General features: G+C 66.4%; 16 protein-coding genes and 1 tRNA gene. 9 read left to right on the top strand and 8 right to left on the bottom strand.

Annotation, left to right across the window (positions count from 1 at the left end; all coding sequences use genetic code 11):
- The first annotated feature begins 38 nt into the window (after nt 1–38).
- A complete protein-coding gene (locus tag BM197_RS01500) occupies nt 39–1292 on the top strand; it encodes an APC family permease (RefSeq protein WP_177216674.1) in 1254 nt (417 codons plus the stop codon).
- Between the two features lie 176 nt (nt 1293–1468).
- On the opposite strand, the gene BM197_RS01495 is transcribed toward BM197_RS01500, so the two are convergent.
- The 3 genes from BM197_RS01495 to BM197_RS01485 all read right to left on the bottom strand — a co-directional run bounded on the left by BM197_RS01495 (nt 1469) and on the right by BM197_RS01485 (nt 4185).
- Nucleotides 1469–2383, bottom strand: a complete 915-nt coding sequence (locus BM197_RS01495) for an NAD-dependent epimerase/dehydratase family protein (RefSeq protein WP_143094957.1) — start codon at nt 2381–2383, stop codon at nt 1469–1471.
- Nucleotides 2384–2541: 158 nt separating this feature from the next.
- A complete protein-coding gene (locus tag BM197_RS01490; RefSeq protein ID WP_090708182.1) occupies nt 2542–3030 on the bottom strand; it encodes a YajQ family cyclic di-GMP-binding protein in 489 nt (162 codons plus the stop codon).
- 138 nt (nt 3031–3168) lie between these two features.
- Entirely contained in the window at nt 3169–4185 is a 1017-nt protein-coding gene (locus tag BM197_RS01485) for a LacI family DNA-binding transcriptional regulator (RefSeq protein ID WP_090708181.1), read from the bottom strand.
- 127 nt (nt 4186–4312) lie between these two features.
- On the opposite strand from BM197_RS01485, the gene BM197_RS01480 reads away from it, so the two are divergent.
- The 4 genes from BM197_RS01480 (at nt 4313) to BM197_RS01465 (ending at nt 6676) form a co-directional block, all read left to right on the top strand.
- A complete protein-coding gene (locus BM197_RS01480) occupies nt 4313–5209 on the top strand; it encodes a PfkB family carbohydrate kinase (protein WP_090708180.1) in 897 nt (298 codons plus the stop codon).
- A gap of 88 nt (nt 5210–5297) precedes the next feature.
- Nucleotides 5298–5379 (top strand) — tRNA-Tyr (locus BM197_RS01475).
- Between the two features lie 203 nt (nt 5380–5582).
- Entirely contained in the window at nt 5583–6125 is a 543-nt protein-coding gene (locus BM197_RS01470) for a dihydrofolate reductase family protein (protein ID WP_090708179.1), read from the top strand.
- Nucleotides 6126–6295: 170 nt separating this feature from the next.
- Nucleotides 6296–6676, top strand: coding sequence for a hypothetical protein (locus tag BM197_RS01465; RefSeq protein ID WP_090708177.1), 381 nt, complete (start codon nt 6296–6298; stop codon nt 6674–6676).
- A 79-nt stretch (nt 6677–6755) separates the two neighbouring features.
- Here the strand turns inward: BM197_RS01465 and BM197_RS01460 are convergent, their stop codons facing one another.
- Together BM197_RS01460 and BM197_RS01455 are read right to left on the bottom strand one after the other, a co-directional pair.
- Nucleotides 6756–6992: a hypothetical protein gene (locus BM197_RS01460; RefSeq protein ID WP_090708175.1), complete on the bottom strand. Its 237-nt coding sequence runs from the start codon at nt 6990–6992 to the stop codon at nt 6756–6758.
- Nucleotides 6993–7168: 176 nt separating this feature from the next.
- Nucleotides 7169–7744 (bottom strand): NADPH-dependent FMN reductase, encoded by a 576-nt coding sequence (locus BM197_RS01455; protein ID WP_090708173.1) that lies wholly within the window; start codon nt 7742–7744, stop codon nt 7169–7171.
- Between the two features lie 96 nt (nt 7745–7840).
- Here BM197_RS01455 and BM197_RS01450 point away from each other — a divergent pair, with 96 nt between their 5' ends.
- The 3 genes from BM197_RS01450 (at nt 7841) to BM197_RS01440 (ending at nt 10672) form a co-directional block, all read left to right on the top strand.
- Nucleotides 7841–8389, top strand: coding sequence for a MarR family winged helix-turn-helix transcriptional regulator (locus tag BM197_RS01450; protein ID WP_177216673.1), 549 nt, complete (start codon nt 7841–7843; stop codon nt 8387–8389).
- 32 nt (nt 8390–8421) lie between these two features.
- Entirely contained in the window at nt 8422–9237 is an 816-nt protein-coding gene (locus BM197_RS01445) for an inositol monophosphatase family protein (RefSeq protein WP_090708171.1), read from the top strand.
- A gap of 94 nt (nt 9238–9331) precedes the next feature.
- A complete protein-coding gene (locus BM197_RS01440) occupies nt 9332–10672 on the top strand; it encodes an APC family permease (protein WP_090708170.1) in 1341 nt (446 codons plus the stop codon).
- A 93-nt stretch (nt 10673–10765) separates the two neighbouring features.
- Here BM197_RS01440 and BM197_RS01435 read toward each other — a convergent pair whose 3' ends face one another.
- A complete protein-coding gene (locus BM197_RS01435) occupies nt 10766–11620 on the bottom strand; it encodes an SDR family oxidoreductase (protein ID WP_090708167.1) in 855 nt (284 codons plus the stop codon).
- A 110-nt stretch (nt 11621–11730) separates the two neighbouring features.
- Between BM197_RS01435 and BM197_RS01430 the strand changes: the two genes are divergently transcribed.
- Nucleotides 11731–12123: a winged helix-turn-helix transcriptional regulator gene (locus tag BM197_RS01430; RefSeq protein WP_090708166.1), complete on the top strand. Its 393-nt coding sequence runs from the start codon at nt 11731–11733 to the stop codon at nt 12121–12123.
- Nucleotides 12124–12220: 97 nt separating this feature from the next.
- Here BM197_RS01430 and BM197_RS01425 read toward each other — a convergent pair whose 3' ends face one another.
- Together BM197_RS01425 and BM197_RS01420 are read right to left on the bottom strand one after the other, a co-directional pair.
- Complete coding sequence (locus BM197_RS01425; RefSeq protein WP_090708164.1) at nt 12221–12952, bottom strand: VIT1/CCC1 transporter family protein; 732 nt, start codon at nt 12950–12952, stop codon at nt 12221–12223.
- A gap of 113 nt (nt 12953–13065) precedes the next feature.
- Nucleotides 13066–14769 carry a glycoside hydrolase family 13 protein gene (locus BM197_RS01420; protein WP_090708162.1) on the bottom strand — a complete coding sequence of 568 codons (1704 nt, stop codon included), beginning with the start codon at nt 14767–14769 and terminating at the stop codon, nt 13066–13068.
- Nucleotides 14770–14930: the final 161 nt, after the last annotated feature.

Genomic DNA, 14930 nt, shown 5'->3' with positions numbered 1-14930 from the left:
ACACGCGTCGTTTACCCCGATGTGGTTGAGTGATGGCCGTGACGCAACAACCTCGACTCTCCCGGCGCCTCGGGCTCGGCGACGCCATCTTCATCGGCCTCGGCTCCATGATCGGGGCCGGCGTCTTCGCCGCCTTCGCCCCCGCCGCAGCGGCTGCTGGCTGGGGCCTGCTCGTAGGCCTCGTCGTCGCCGCAATCATCGCCTACTGCAACGCGACGGCATCGGCGCAGCTCGCCGCCCAGTACCCGTCGTCAGGGGGCACCTATCTTTACGGCCGCGAACGTCTTGGCGAATGGTGGGGATTCGCCGCCGGGTGGAGCTTCGTCATCGGCAAAACCGCGAGCTGCGCGGCGATGGTGCTCACCTTCGCCGCGTATGCCGCTCCGGCTGGCTGGGGAAAGCCGGTCGCCGCGATCGCCGTCGCCTGCCTGGTGCTCGTGAACTACTTCGGGGTCACCCGCACCGCCTTCCTGACGAGAATCCTCGTCGTCGTGTCGCTCCTCGTGCTCGCGGTTGTCGTCGCCAGCGGGGTCGCAGGCTGGGAAGCGGCTCCGGACGCCGGGATTTCAGCAGTCACGCACATTCTCGATGCCGGCGTTTACGGCATCCTGCAGTCGGCCGGGCTGCTGTTCTTCGCCTTCGCCGGCTACGCCCGTATCGCGACGATGGGGGAGGAAGTCCGGGACCCGAAACGCACCATTCCCCGTGCCATCGTCGTGGCGCTCGGGGCGGTCGTCGTAATCTATGCCGTTGTCGCGGTCGTCACGCTGACAACGCTCGGCCCGAACAAGCTCGCGTCGTCTGCCGCGCCTCTCGTCGATGTCGTGGTCGCCGGGCGCTGGGACTGGGCGGCGCCCATCGTGCAGATCGGCGCCGCATCCGCGTCACTCGGAGCGCTGCTCGCCCTGATCGCCGGCATCGGACGCACGAGCCTCGCCATGGCGCGCGAAGGGGACCTTCCGCGCGTGCTTGCGGCGGTGCATCCGCGTTATTCGGTGCCCCATCGCGCGGAGCTCGCGCTCGGGGCGATTGTGATCGTCGTCGTTCTCCTCGTCGACCTGCGCGGCGCGATCGCGTTCTCGTCGTTCGGGGTGCTGCTGTACTACTTCATCGCCAACCTCGCGGCGCTGCGGCAGGAGGATGCTGCGCGCAGCTTTCCGCGATGGCTGCAGGTGCTCGGCATGGCCGGATGCCTTCTGCTCGTCGTCACCCTGCCCCCGCTCGGGATCGCGGTGGGCGTGGCCGTGCTGGCCGTCGGCCTCCTTGGTCGACTGGTGCTTCGGCGGCGGTAGCGGCATCCGCTTGCTCAGACGGTAATGGCTGAAGTCTCGCTCGAACTTCAGCCATTGATGGCCGAGCCCAGAGCGCGAACAGCCATTAGTGACGGAGCAAGGGGCACGAACAGTCGTTTGTAGCGTCGTGGCCGCGGACCCCGGCAAACGTAGCAACTCGCGGGAAGGGAGGGGGGTCAGGCGCGGTAGAAGGCGACCGTTGCGTCGAGGGCCGTCTCCCACGGTGTGGCGCTCACCCCGAGGTCGCGCTCGGTCTCGGCTGCATCCGAGAGGAACGGCATCCGGAACTGGTAGCTCGACTTGGCCACCTCGCGGAGCACCGGATTGAACACGCCAACGCCGCGGAGCAGCGCCGACGGCAGCCCGGACACCGACCCGCGAACGCCATACCGTTCGTTGATCTCGCGGCAGATCGCGGTGCGGCTCGACCCCGATGCCGCGGGAACGTGCCAAATGCGCCCCCAGTTGCCGGTGTATCCCGCGGCAGCGACCACCGTGTCGGCGATGTCGGGCAGGTACGCCCAGCTGTGCGGCAGAGCCGGGTCGCCGATGGCCCAGGACCGTTTGCCCGCGAGGATCGGCTGGAAGAAGCGGGTGCCGAGGTGCGCGTCGGCGGTCGCCCCCGGGCCGAAGTAGTCGCTCGCTCGAACCTCCACCGCCTGCACGTCGCCCCTCTCCGTGGCCTCACGGAGTCGGGCCCACAAGTCGCGTCGCACTTCGCCTTTCGACTCGGCTGGATGCTCGGGGGAGCGTTCGGTCATCGGCATCTGCGCCTTGCCGTACGAGTACAGGTTGCCGAACATCACCACCCTCGCGTCGGTGGCCGAAGCCGCACGGATCACCGCATTGACGATCGGCGGCCACTCCGTACGCCAGCGATGGTACGGCGGGTTCGTGCAGACGACGATCGTGGAGGACCCGGCGGCAGCGCGGGTGAGCGCTTCGGCGTCCGAGGCGTCGAGCCGGACGGCCGTGGCACCGGGAAGGGATGTTCCGGAGCGGGTGCCAACCGTGACCTCCTGACCCCTGCGCTGAAACGACTGTGTGACGCCAGCGCCGACCGGCCCGGCCCCGAGTACGAGCACGCTCATGTCGACTCCGTCCACTGATGTTCCTGGCGGAAGCCTAGCGCTGGGGCGGCGAGTTGGGCAGGCGTGGAGCCGCGGCTGGCCTCCCGGTTCCTCGTCGTCGACATCGACCTGCGCCGCTACGGGGCGAGCGACTGGCTCGGCCCGATCGGCCCGGCCCTCTAACGGAAGTTGATGAACTGCAGGTCGATCTCGAGGTCCTTGCCCTTGAGCAGGGCGATCGTCTCCTGGAGGTCGTCGCGGCTCTTCGACTGCACGCGCAGTTCGTCGCCCTGGATCTGGCTCTTGACGCCCTTCGGGCCCTCGTCGCGGATGATCTTGTTGATCTTCTTCGCGTTCTCCTGCGTGATGCCGTCCTTGAGTTCGGCTTCGATGCGGTACTCCTTGCCGCTCGCGAACGGCTCGCCGGCGTCCAGGCTCTTGAGCGAGATTCCGCGCTTGATGAGCTTGGTCTGGAACACGTCGAGGACCGCCTTCACACGCTCCTCGCTGTTCGCCTTCATGAGGATCTTGTCGCCGGACTGCGCGATGGATGCCCCGGTGCCCTTGAAGTCGTAGCGCTGCTCGAGCTCCTTGTGCGCCTGGTGGATGGCGTTGTCCGCCTCCATCTTGTCGACCTTCGAAACCACGTCAAACGATGAATCAGCCATGGCCCCAGCCTACGGCTTTCCGCGGCTCGACGGGCGGGGCCTCGGAGTGGCGACGAATTCACGCTAACCGGACGGATGCATCCGGCGCGCGGCGTGAATCCGTCCGCACCGAGTGAATTCGCGCAGGGTGCAGGCGCGCTATTGCGGCGCACGCGCCGTCGACGACCGCACGATGAGCTCGTACGGCAGCGGCACGTCGGCGCTCTGCGGAGCGTCCGCCGCCGGTTCGAGCAGCTGCATCAGCGCCTCGACGGCGTGCTCCCCCTGACGGCGCGGGAACTGCGCCACCGTCGTCAGCCCGAAGAACGCTGCCAGCTGGTGGTCGTCGATGCCGACAACCGAGACATCCTGCGGCACGGAGAGGCCGAGATCGCGAGCGGCGAGGATCGATCCAATCGCCATCTCGTCTGAGGATGCCACGATCGCGGTTGGCCGGTTGTGTGGGCTCCCGAGCAGTTGTTTCGCGGCCTCGTAGCCGCCGGGCAACGTGAAGTCCGCGGGGCGGAACAGGGCCTCGTCGAGTGGCACCCCGGCATCCCGCAACGCGGCCTCGTAACCACTGCGCCGGCTCGTGGGCAGGTGGAAGTCGAGGTCGAACTCCTTGTCGCCACCGATGTGTGCGATGCGGGTGTGGCCGAGCCCGAGCAGGTGCTCGGTGGCGAGCCGCGTCACCGCGACATCGTCCATGATGAGGCTGAACACGCCGGCGATCGGCCCGCCGACACCGATGAGCGGTTTGCCCATCGCGTGCAGGCTCGAGACCTCCTCTTCGGTGAGTTCGAGGCCGATGGCGATGACCGCATCGACCCGCTGTCGCAACAGGAAGTGGTCGAAAACGCTCTTGCGCTCGTCACCGCCGCCGGTGAGGTTGTAGAGGGTGAGGTCGTAGCCCTGACGGAGAAGAGCGCTCTCCGCGCCCTCGATGACCGATGCGAAGAACCAGTGGTTGAGCGACGGCACCACGACGCCGACGTTACGGGTGCGGCCCGAAGCCAGGCTGGACGCGTTTGACGACACGACGTAGTCGAGCTCGGCGGCCGCTTCCGCGACCTTCAGCCTGGTGGCATCCGACACGTAGCCCCGGCCGCTGAGCGCCCGCGACACCGTCGCCGTTGAGACGCCCGCGCGACGCGCGACCTCATCGATGCCCGACATTAGGACCCCTTGGGTGGAAGTTGTTGCCGGTGGCCAGCTTAGCGACGCGCCGGAGCGCATGCGGCCGTCCTGGTGGCGTCGGTCGCGCTGGTGTGGGACGCTCGATAGCGGACGAGAAGGGGAGCGCATGCACAGGGAAGAGGAACGGGTCGTCGTGATCGGCGACGCGCTCATCGACGAGATGCGGGATGCCTCTGGCAGCCGCGACTTCGTCGGCGGCGCCGCACTCAATGTCGCCGTCGGCCTCGCGCGACTGGGCGTGCCGACCACCCTCATCGCGATGATCGGCGACGATGCCGACGGACAACGCATCCGGGCCTTCCTCGACCAATATGGTGTCGAGTTTCTCGCGACGCCCGGGCTGCTCGGTTCATCGCGAGCGATCAGCGATCGCGCCGAGGGTGAACCTCGCTACACCTTCAACGAGGCTGCTCGCGCTCGCCGGGTCGTGTTCGGCGACGAGGAGCGCCTGGCCATCGCGGATGCCCGCCTCGTCGTGGTCAGCTGCTTCCCGTTCGACGACGACGAGCAGGCGGCAGCCCTCGAGGACGCCGTGGCGAACCCCGGGCGACGTCTGGTGCTTGACCCGAATCCTCGCGCCGGGATGCTGCACGACGCTGGGCGATTCGTCTCGAACTTCGAACGGCTGGCGTCGACCTCGCTCCTCTGCAAAGTCGGTGATGAGGACGCCCACCTGCTGTACGGCATCGAGCTGCCGCAGCTTGTGGAGCGGTTGAGGCAGGGCGGTGCGGCGAACGTGCTTGCGACGGCGGGACGCAACGGGGCATCCGTTTCGACGCCGACGGGCACCGCCTCACGACCCATCGCGGACCTGCCCGGACCGGTCGTCGACACGATGGGCGCAGGGGATGCCACGCTCGCTGCCGCTGTGCACACTCTCGCCACCGCGGGGGTGCCGGCAGGCGATGCCGAGTGGGGGCGCCTGCTCGACGACGCCATGCTCGTCGCCGCGCACACGTGTCGGCAGGACGGCGCGCTGCTGCAATTGCCGCCGGTGGCCTGAGGCACCCGTCGATTCGCGGAAATCGCCCGTCACGGAGTACTATTTTCAAGCGCCTTCGGTTGTCTGTACAAGTCGGTCGGGTGCGTCTGGCGAGTTACCCAAGCGGCCAAAGGGATCTGACTGTAAATCAGACTGCTCAGCATTCGGGGGTTCGAATCCCTCACTCGCCACGTACGAAGGAATTCCGCGAACTGCGGCAGATTTCAGCCCCGGCCATCGGCCGGGGCTTTTCTGTTGATCACGCCAGCACGAGCCCTTCCCGGAGGAGGCGGCGCCTGACAGACTGAGTGCCTTGCCGCCCCGCGTCAGACCGGGTGCGCAGGAAGAGGTCGTTCTGCCGAACACGCCCCCGTCCGGGTAAGGAGTGCTTGTCATGGGGAAAGTTTTCATCCACGCAACGGTGACACTCGATGGCTTCATGGCTGACCCCGATGGGGGCGTCGACTGGATGTTCGACTTCCCGTCCGTCGACGAAGACGGGGCAAGCGTCGCTAGCGTCATGGACGAGATCGGCGCCATCGTCGGCGGCGCCAACAAGTCCCAGACCATCGATGACGGCGAGATTCCGTATGGCGGCATGCTCAAAGCTCCGGTGTACCTGATGACCCACCACGCTCACGAGCCGATCGTTCGGGACGACATCACTTACACATTTGTCGTCAACGACATTGAGCACGCCGTCGAAACCGCCCGGGCAGCGGCCGGAGATAAGAGTGTGAGCCTTCTGGGCGGCAGCATCTCGCGGCAATGCCTCAAGCTCGGCCTGGTCGACGAGATCGTCCTGGACGTTGTGCCGGTGCTGCTCGGCGACGGTATCTCGCTCTTCGGCGGGCTCGGCGAACGCGTCGACCTGGAACGGATCGAGACAACGGCCTTCGCCAGTGAAACGCATCTGCGATTCCGGGTCGTGCGTTAACGACGGCGAAGCCGGCAGGCCCGCGCTGAAAGCGCGCCCACGGTATGCTGGAATCCCGGAAATACGGGCACAGTGAGCAATGCGTACAGGCTTGAGAGTCGCAAGATTCGGCCCCGGCCATCGGTCGGGGCTTTTTTGTCGCCTCGGCCAGGAGAGAAAGTGAAGAGAATATGCCCCGCAATACCTTGATCGCCGGCGGAGTCCTGGTCGTGCTGGGAGTGATCAGCTACGTGGCCTCCGCGTTCGCCAGCGTGACGGCACTGATTCCGGCCTTCCTCGGTGTCGTGCTTGTGATCTGCGGGCTCATCGCCCGGAAAAAGCCGATGCTGGGCGTCCACGTCGCTCTTGTCGTTGCCCTCCTGGGCCTGGTCGGCACGTTCATGAACGTCCTCAAGATCGGTGAGGTCTTCGCTGGGACCGCCGAACGGCCCCTCGCCGTCGTTGTCAGCGCGATCACCTTCGTGCTATTGCTGATCTACATCGCTCTGGGCGTGCGGTCCTTCGTTGCAGCGCGGCGCTGGAAGAAGGCGGATGCCATCAGCCAGGCCTAGCGTCAGTCCTGCACATCACAACGAAGGACCCCGGCCGATGCGGCCGGGGTCCTTCGTTTGTCTGTGGGCACTGCTTTCGTCAGCGCGTGGTGTCCACGACGACCGTGGTGACTGTTTCTGTCCGTGGGACTCCGGTGTCCGCGGCCTCGGTGCCTCGCTCCATCCCGCTGAGTGTTCCCGCGAGCATGAAAATGCCGAGAGTCACGATGACCCAGGCGTACACCCCACCCATCCGGGCGAAGTGGGTCGGTTCGGCGGGTGCAGGAAAGACGGTGGCGGTTTCGCGCGTGATTGTTTCGTTTGCTGTACTCGACATTAGTGTTGAATCCCTCAGTGCACGGCAGAAGTCTTTTCGACCGAATGGCCGTTCCGTATCCTCAGACTATGTAACGTCCGCCGATCGGAGGGTGGCTTGACTTTGCATGCATCTGTCCGTTAACGGCTACAGGGTGCCCCGCCATCGGCGGGACACCCTGTAGAAGGAAAAGCGAACTACGCCGCGACGAGAGCCTCGGCGCGGACGGCCTCGAGAGCCTTTGTCCACGGCACGAGCTGGTCGAGAACCGGTGCCAGCGTTACGGCCGACAGCTCGGTCGGAGCGAAGGTGCTGAAGTTCTCGAAGTCGGTGAAGAGGCTGAACATGCCGGTCTTCTGAACGTGAGCGACCTGCAGCTCCGAGAGGATTCCACGCAGGTGCTCGACGGCACGAACGCCCATGGCCGAACCGTAGCCGACGATGCCTGCAGCCTTGTTGGCGAACTCGGCGTTCAGGTAGGACAACGCGTTGGCGAGCGCCGGGGCGACCGAGTGGTTGTACTCAGCGGTGACGAAGACGAAGCCGTCGAATTCGGCGATCTTCTCAGACCATGCCTTGGTGTGGTCGTTCGTGTAGTTCTGGTACGCGGCCGGGTACGCCTCGTCGAGGAGCGGAAGGTTGAAGTCGGCAATGTCGACCAGTTCGAATTCGGCATCCGAGCGCTGCTGCGCCTGTGCGAGTACCCACTCGGCAACGCCGCTATTGTTGCGGCCTGGACGGGTGCTCCCGGTGACGATGGCGATCTTAGTCATTGAAGACCTTTCCTATGGTTGATGTGTCAATTAGTCTGACGGAATGAGTTTGCCGCAGTTTGATTGTCATGTCAACTAAATGAAGGGTGCCGTGCCGTGAATGGAGACGACTCCCGGCCCACCCGCTGGCTGGACGAACGGGAACGGGAGATCTGGTTGGCCCTCCGCGAGTTCATCTGGGAATTCCCGGCAGCCCTCGACCGCCAGCTTCAGCGAGATTCCGAAATGTCCATCGTCGAGTACTCGGTTCTCGCGGTGCTCTCGGAGTGCTCCAGCGCGCGCAAAAGAGCCGGTGACCTGGCCTCGGACCTCGGCTGGGAGCGGAGCCGCTTGTCGCACCTGGTTCGGCGAATGGAGTCGAAGGGCGTGGTCGAGCGGGTCCATTCGGACCTCGATGGGCGCGGGCAGGATGTCGTACTCACTGATGCCGGCTGGGCGGCGATCCGCGCCGCCGCGCCAGGCCACGTGACGTTCGTCCGCGAGGCGGTGTTCGACCCACTGACCCCTGAAGAGCAGGACGTTCTCGAGTCCATGCTGACCCGGATCCGCGCACGGATCGCCGCGGACGGCCTGTGGGCCGGGGCTGTCGCGAGCGCGGCGTGCCCGCCCGACGCGCCGCTGGAGGAGGGCGAACCCGGGGCCTAGTCGGTTCAGGCGAGTGGTCTAGCGTTGATTGCATGACAACCGAGTTGCAGGACCTGGCCACCGAAATCGCGCTCAAGGCCGGCGAGCTGATTCTTAGCCGCCGCACCGAAGGTGTCACCGTCGCGGCAACGAAATCGTCGGCTGAGGATGTCGTCACCCTCGCCGATCACGAATCGGAAGCTCTCATCCGGAGCATGCTGGCGGACGCCCGCCCCGACGACGGATTCTTCGGAGAAGAGTCCGAAGCATCGTCGTCGACGAGCGGACTGACCTGGGTGGTCGACCCAATCGACGGAACCGTCAACTATCTCTATGACATCCCGAACTACGCTGTGAGCATCGCGGTCGTCGAAGGCGACCCCGACCCGCACACCTGGAAAGCGCTCGCCGCGACCGTCACCAATCCTGCCGCCGGAGAAACCTTCTCGGCAGCGCTCGGCGAAGGCGCAACGCTCAACGGGCGAACTATCCGTTCCAACTCCGCGGTTCCCGTGTCGCTCGCCCTCCTGGGTACCGGGTTCGCGTACAACGCCGACCGCCGGATCTGGCAGGCAGGAATCGTGCAGCACCTGATCGGACAGGTGCGAGACATCCGCCGGATGGGATCGGCCGAACTCGACCTCTGCTCCGTCGCGTGCGGCCGGCTCGACGGCTACTACGAACGCGGCCTCAACCCGTGGGATCACGCTGCGGGCGCCCTGATCGCCCAGGAGGCCGGTGCCCGCGTTGCCGGGCTGCACGGCTCCGCCGCCAGTGCGGACTTCACCCTGGCCGCCGACCCGGCTCTCTTCGACGTCCTGCACGACCTGCTCCTCGACGCCGGCGCTGAGGCATCCATCCTCGGCTGACCGCCATGCCCTACCCGGGCCTGCCTCCGCAACCCCTCCCTCCAAAATGGGCGCCCCGCCGCTGTCTCCCTAGGGTTACAGCCGGAGGAATCGCATGACCACAGCAGCAACAACACCAGAAGCATCCACAACGGATGCCCCACCGACAAAACTGAACCGGAAGATCACAGGCCCCCTGCTCTTCCTGTTCATCCTCGGCGACGTCCTCGGGGCAGGAATCTACGCCCTGATGGGTGTGCTCTCCGGCGAGGTGGGTGGTGCGCTCTGGGCACCTCTCGCGCTCGCCCTGTTGCTCGCGCTGCTCACCGCCGGTTCCTACGCCGAACTTGTGACCAAGTACCCGCGGGCGGGCGGCGCCGCCGTGTTCGCCGAACGGGCCTTCAAGCTCCCGATCGTGTCGTTCCTCGTCGGATTCAGCATGCTCGCCGCCGGCGTGACGAGCGCCGCCGGCCTGTCGCTCGCCTTCGCGGGGGAGTATTTGAACACGTTCATCGACGTGCCCCCGGTTCCCGCTGCCATCGTCTTCCTCGCACTCATCGCCTGCCTCAACGCGCGGGGCATCAGCGAATCGCTGAAAAGCAACGTCGTGATGACCATCATCGAACTCAGCGGCCTCGTCATCGTGATCGTCGTCGTCGCGGTGATGCTCGGCAACGGCGGCGGAGACGTCTCACGGATCGGCCAGTTCCCTGAGGGGTCAGTGCCCGCGGTCGCCACACTCGGCGCGGCCATCATCGCGTACTACTCGTTCGTCGGGTTCGAGACCTCGGCCAACGTGGCCGAGGAGATCCGTAACCCGAGCCGGGTGTATCCGCTGGCGCTGTTCGGCTCGCTCGCGACGGCGGGAGTGGTCTACATCCTGGTCGCGCTGGCGAGCGCCATCGCCCTGCCGGCCGCGGAACTGTCTGAGTCGTCCGGTCCTTTGCTGGCGGTCGTCGCGGCATCCGGCGTCGGTGTGCCCGAATGGCTGTTCAGCCTCATCGCTCTCGTCGCCGTCGCGAACGGGGCGCTGCTGACCATGATCATGTCCAGCCGGCTTGCCTTCGGCATGGCGGAGCACGGCCTGCTGCCTGCGCCCCTCAGCAGGGTGCTTCCCCAGCGCCGGACGCCGTGGGTCGCCATCATCGCCACCACGGCCGTCGCGATGCTGCTCACGCTGGTCGGCGACCTCAGCACGCTCGCCGAGACGGTGGTGCTCCTGCTGCTGTTCGTCTTCATCTCCACAAATGTGGCGGTCCTCGTGCTGCGCCGCGACAAGGTCGAACACAAGCACTTCCGGGTGTGGACGATCGTGCCGATCCTCGGTGTGGCATCCTGCGTGCTGCTGCTCACCCAGCAAAGCGGCCACGTCTGGCTGTTCGGCGGCATCCTGCTCGCCGTGGGAGCCGTGCTGTACTTCCTGGCCCGACTGGTTCGCCGCCCGGCTGCATCCTGATCCTGGCTGCCCACGCTCGACAGGATGTGGGCTCGGTAAACGGCCCACCGTTCCTGTCGAGCGTGGACGGCGGTCATGATGCCCTGTTGGGCGTTACGCGATCGCGGCAAGCCCCTCGCGCAACGGGGTGGTCGGGCGGCCGAGAAGCCGCTTCATGTCGCCCGTCATTGTCGCGAGGAGACCGTCACGGGTGTTCCCATCGAGGGCGACGAGGAATCCGGCGGTCTGCTCGTCGAGTCCTGCACCGGTGAGAGCAGCGACGTGTTCTTCGGGACTCACCGAGCTGAAAACGACGTCCCGTCCAACGACGTGGCTCAACGCGGAAGCCATTTCGTCGCCATCCCAGGCGACGTCCCCCGACAGCTCGTAGACGGCGCCCTCGTGCCCGTCGCTGGTCAGTACGATGGCCGCGGTCTCGGCGTAATCGGTGCGTGACGCGCTGGCGATCCGACCGTCGCCCGAGCTGGCGAGGTAGACGCCCGTGGCGCGCGCCTGTGCGATAGTGCTCTCGTAGTTCTCGGTGTACCAGCCATTGCGGAGGAGGGTGAAGGGGATGCCTGACGCCTGCAGCAGTTCCTCGGTCGCCTTGTGCTCGGGAGCCAGGATCAGGGCGGTGGTGTCTGCCTGCGGTGCGCTCGTGTAGACGATGCGCGAGATGCCCGCAGCCTTCGCGGCGTCGATGGCATTGGAGTGCTGTTCCACGCGGCGGCCGACCTCGCTGCCGGAGACGAGCATGAGGGTGTCTGCGCCGGCGAAAGCGGCGTCGAGGCTGGCGCGATCGGCGTAGTCGACGACTGCCGTCGAAACGCCGAGGGCGTCGAGTTCAGCAAGTTTGGCGGTGTTCCGGCCCACCCCGACAATCTGCTGCGGCTGGGTGCCGCGGCTGAGAAGGTGATCGATGATGAGACGGCCGAGGGATCCGGTTGCTCCGGTGACGACGATGGTCATGGGTTTCCTTTCGCTGGTCCGGTTCTGTGGACCGGTCCTTCGGTGGAACCACCGGATGCCGCCGGAACTTCCCACAGGGAGGTACCCACTTTTAGGTAAGCTCTATCGACATGGACGACAAACAGGTTGCGGATCGGCTCGCGGAGCTCGTGGGATCCTCAGGGTCCGGAGCCAACGTCTTCGCCGCGAACTGCTCGAGTCGGGTTGTGCTCGACCATGTGACGAGCAAATGGGGAGTGCTCATCCTGGTCGCGCTGTCCGGTGACACCCTGCGGTGGGGCGAGTTGCGCCGCAGCATCGAGGGCATCAGCGAGAAGATGCTCGCGCAAACACTTCGCACCCTAGAAACAGACGGCTTCGTGCTCCGGGACGCACATCCCACCATCCCGCCGCGAGTGGAATACAGTCTGACCCCGCTCGGCCACGAACTCGCATCACAGTTGCTCCCGCTCCTGCGGTGGATTACAGCCAACGCCGGGGAGATCGTCAACCCCGGCAGCTGAGCTGCATGGCCTCCTCACCGTGATCAGGGGTCGCTGAAGCAAACCAGCCCGTCCGCCCTGTCGAGCGTGGCATCCGCTCCTTTCGCCCGGTTGAGCGTCAGGCCACCGTCGTGCCGAGCAGCGAACCGATGACGAACGTCGCGGCCAGCGCGAGTGCGCCACCGACCACGACCCGGATCGTGGGGCGCAGCATCGGGCTCCCGCCGAGCCGGGCGCCGAGCGCACCGGTGAGCGCGAGCGCGAGCAGGACCGCCACGAAGGTGAGCGGGATGCGGATGTCCTCCGGCGGCAGCAGGATGGCGAGCATCGGCAGGATCGCGCCGATGGTGAAGGCAATAGCGGATGCGATAGCCGCATGCCACGGGTTGGCGATGTCCTCTTCGTCGATGTTGAGCTCGAGCGAAAGGTGAGCGGCGAGGGGATCGCGGTCGGTGAGCTCGACGGCGACCTGGCGAGCAGTGGCATCGGTCAGTCCCCGTGCGCGGAGCAGACCGGTGAGTTCGTCTAGTTCTTCCTCGGGCATTTCGCGGAGCTCCCGCTTTTCCTTGGCGACGAGCGCGCGTTCACTGTCGCGCTGGCTCGACACCGAGACGTACTCGCCGAGCGCCATCGAGATCGCGCCGCCGACGAGGCCGGCCATCCCCGCCGTGAGGATCGGGAAAAACGCGCTTGTCGCACCGGCGACACCGACGACGATCGCCGCGACGGAGACGATGCCGTCGTTGGCGCCGAGCACACCCGCCCGAAGCCAGTTCAGTCGTGAAGCGATGCCATTCCCGTGCGGTTCGTCCGCGTGCCGGCCGCTCGCCGCGGCATCCTCTGCCTTCATGCACCCAGCTAAGCACCGTGCCTCGTGCGCGGCCAAGGGCGTCGGGCGGCGGACTCTCTGCCCAACGGAAAAGGGCGAGAAGCCGAAGCTCCCCGCCCTCACCGCGACCGAACCTACGGGGTTCGCACCCAGATGGTGGAGTCGGCGCGGACGGATGTTCCGTCGAAACCTCCGGATGCCAGCAGCAGGTCCGTGCCGGCGAACGCTGCCGGGAGGCGCACGGCGGTGTCGCCCGTGTTTGCGATCACGGTGACCGGGCCATTGCTGAAGGCAACGACGGAGTCGGCGAATCCTTCGAGCCAGGTCACACTGCCGAGCCCGAGGGTGTGCTCGCGGCGGAGCCGCAGGGCTTCGCGGTAGAACTCGAGCGTCGAACCCGGAACGCCGACCTGGGCGTCGCGGGCGTACCTGTCCCAGTCGTCCGGCTGCGGAAGCCAGGCAGCACCGGTCGTGTTGAAGCCGTACGCGGGGGTGCCGGCCTCCCATGGAATCGGCACGCGGCATCCGTCACGACCGTAGCGTTCACCGTTGGTCCGGAACCAGGTCGGGTCCTGGCGTGCGTCGTCGGGAAGGTCGATGACCTCAGGCAGGCCGAGTTCTTCGCCCTGGTACAGATAGGCGCCACCGGGCAGGGCCAGCATGAGCCCCGTTGCCGCGCGGGCACGGCGCAGGCCGGTCTCGCGGATCGGCTGGCCGGGGCTTTTCGGTCCGATGCCGTGGCCCTGCGGGTTCTCGGCCGTGAGGGCGAGCCGCGAGGCGTGCCGGACGACGTCGTGGTTCGACAGAACCCAGGTGCTCGGCGCACCGACGGCACCGAACGCCTCGAGTGACTCGTCGATGACAGCACGCAGGGCGGATGCCTCCCACGGCGTCTCGAGGTACGGGAAGTTGAAGGCCTGCTGCATCTCGTCTGGGCGCACCCACTTCGCCATCTTCGACAGCGGGTCGACCCACGCCTCTGCACAGAGCACACGGTCGCCCTCGTACTCCTCGAGGAGGAGGTGCCAGTCGCGGTAGATCTCGTGCACGCCTTCCTGGCCCCAGTACGGAGCGCCGCCGTCGATGTCTTCGAAGTCGTCGATGCCCGGTTCGAGGCCGAGCGGGGTGCCGCCGCCCATGCTGCCGCCCTCGACGGGCGGGGTGTAGTCGGGCAGGCCGTCTGCCTTGATCATGCCGTGGGCGACATCTACGCGGAAGCCGTCGACACCACGGTCGAGCCAGAACCGCAGCACGCCGCGGAACATCTCGCGCACCTCTTCGTTGGTCCAGTCGAAGTCCGGCTGGCTTGAGTCGAAGATGTGCAGGTACCACTGCCCGGGGGTGCCGTCCGGGTTGGTCGTGCGGCTCCAGGCCGGGCCGCCGAAGACGCTCTGCCAATTGTTAGGAGCGATCTCGCCGGTCTCGCCCTGGCCGTCGCGGAACATGTATCGGGCCCGCTCCGGTGAGCCAGGCTCAGCTGCGAGTGCCGCCTGGAACCACGGGTGCGCATCAGAGGAGTGGTTGGGGACGAGGTCGACGATGACGCGGATGCCGTACGCGTGTGCATGCGACGTCATCGCGTCGAAGTCGTCGAGCGTTCCGAAGATCGGGTCGACGTCGCAGTAGTCGGCAACGTCGTAGCCGGCGTCCTTCTGCGGGCTCGTCATGAAGGGCGAGAGCCAGATCGCATCGATGCCGAGCGACTTCAGTGCCGACAACCGGGAGGTGATGCCGGGCAGGTCGCCCAGCCCGTCGCCGTTGGCATCCGCGAAGGAACGGGGGTAGATCTGATAGATGACAGCCGAACGCCACCACTCTGTGCTGTTACGCGAGTTCATGCCGCCACTCTAAGCCATTCGCCGAGTGCTGTGGAAGCGCTTGCCTACGCAACCGGGGAACGAAGGTAACGGTCGCGCAAAAGTTCGCCTGATCGAGGGTGTAATTCAGCGTTCAAGTGGGCAATATCTGGAAACGCTTGCAGTGACATTGCGGCAGGTCG

It is taken from the genome of Mycetocola miduiensis, from assembly GCF_900115155.1.
Lineage (GTDB): Bacteria > Actinomycetota > Actinomycetes > Actinomycetales > Microbacteriaceae > Mycetocola_A > Mycetocola_A miduiensis.
Note: the sequence above shows the minus strand (reverse complement) of the source record. Positions and strands in the feature narration are given on the sequence as shown.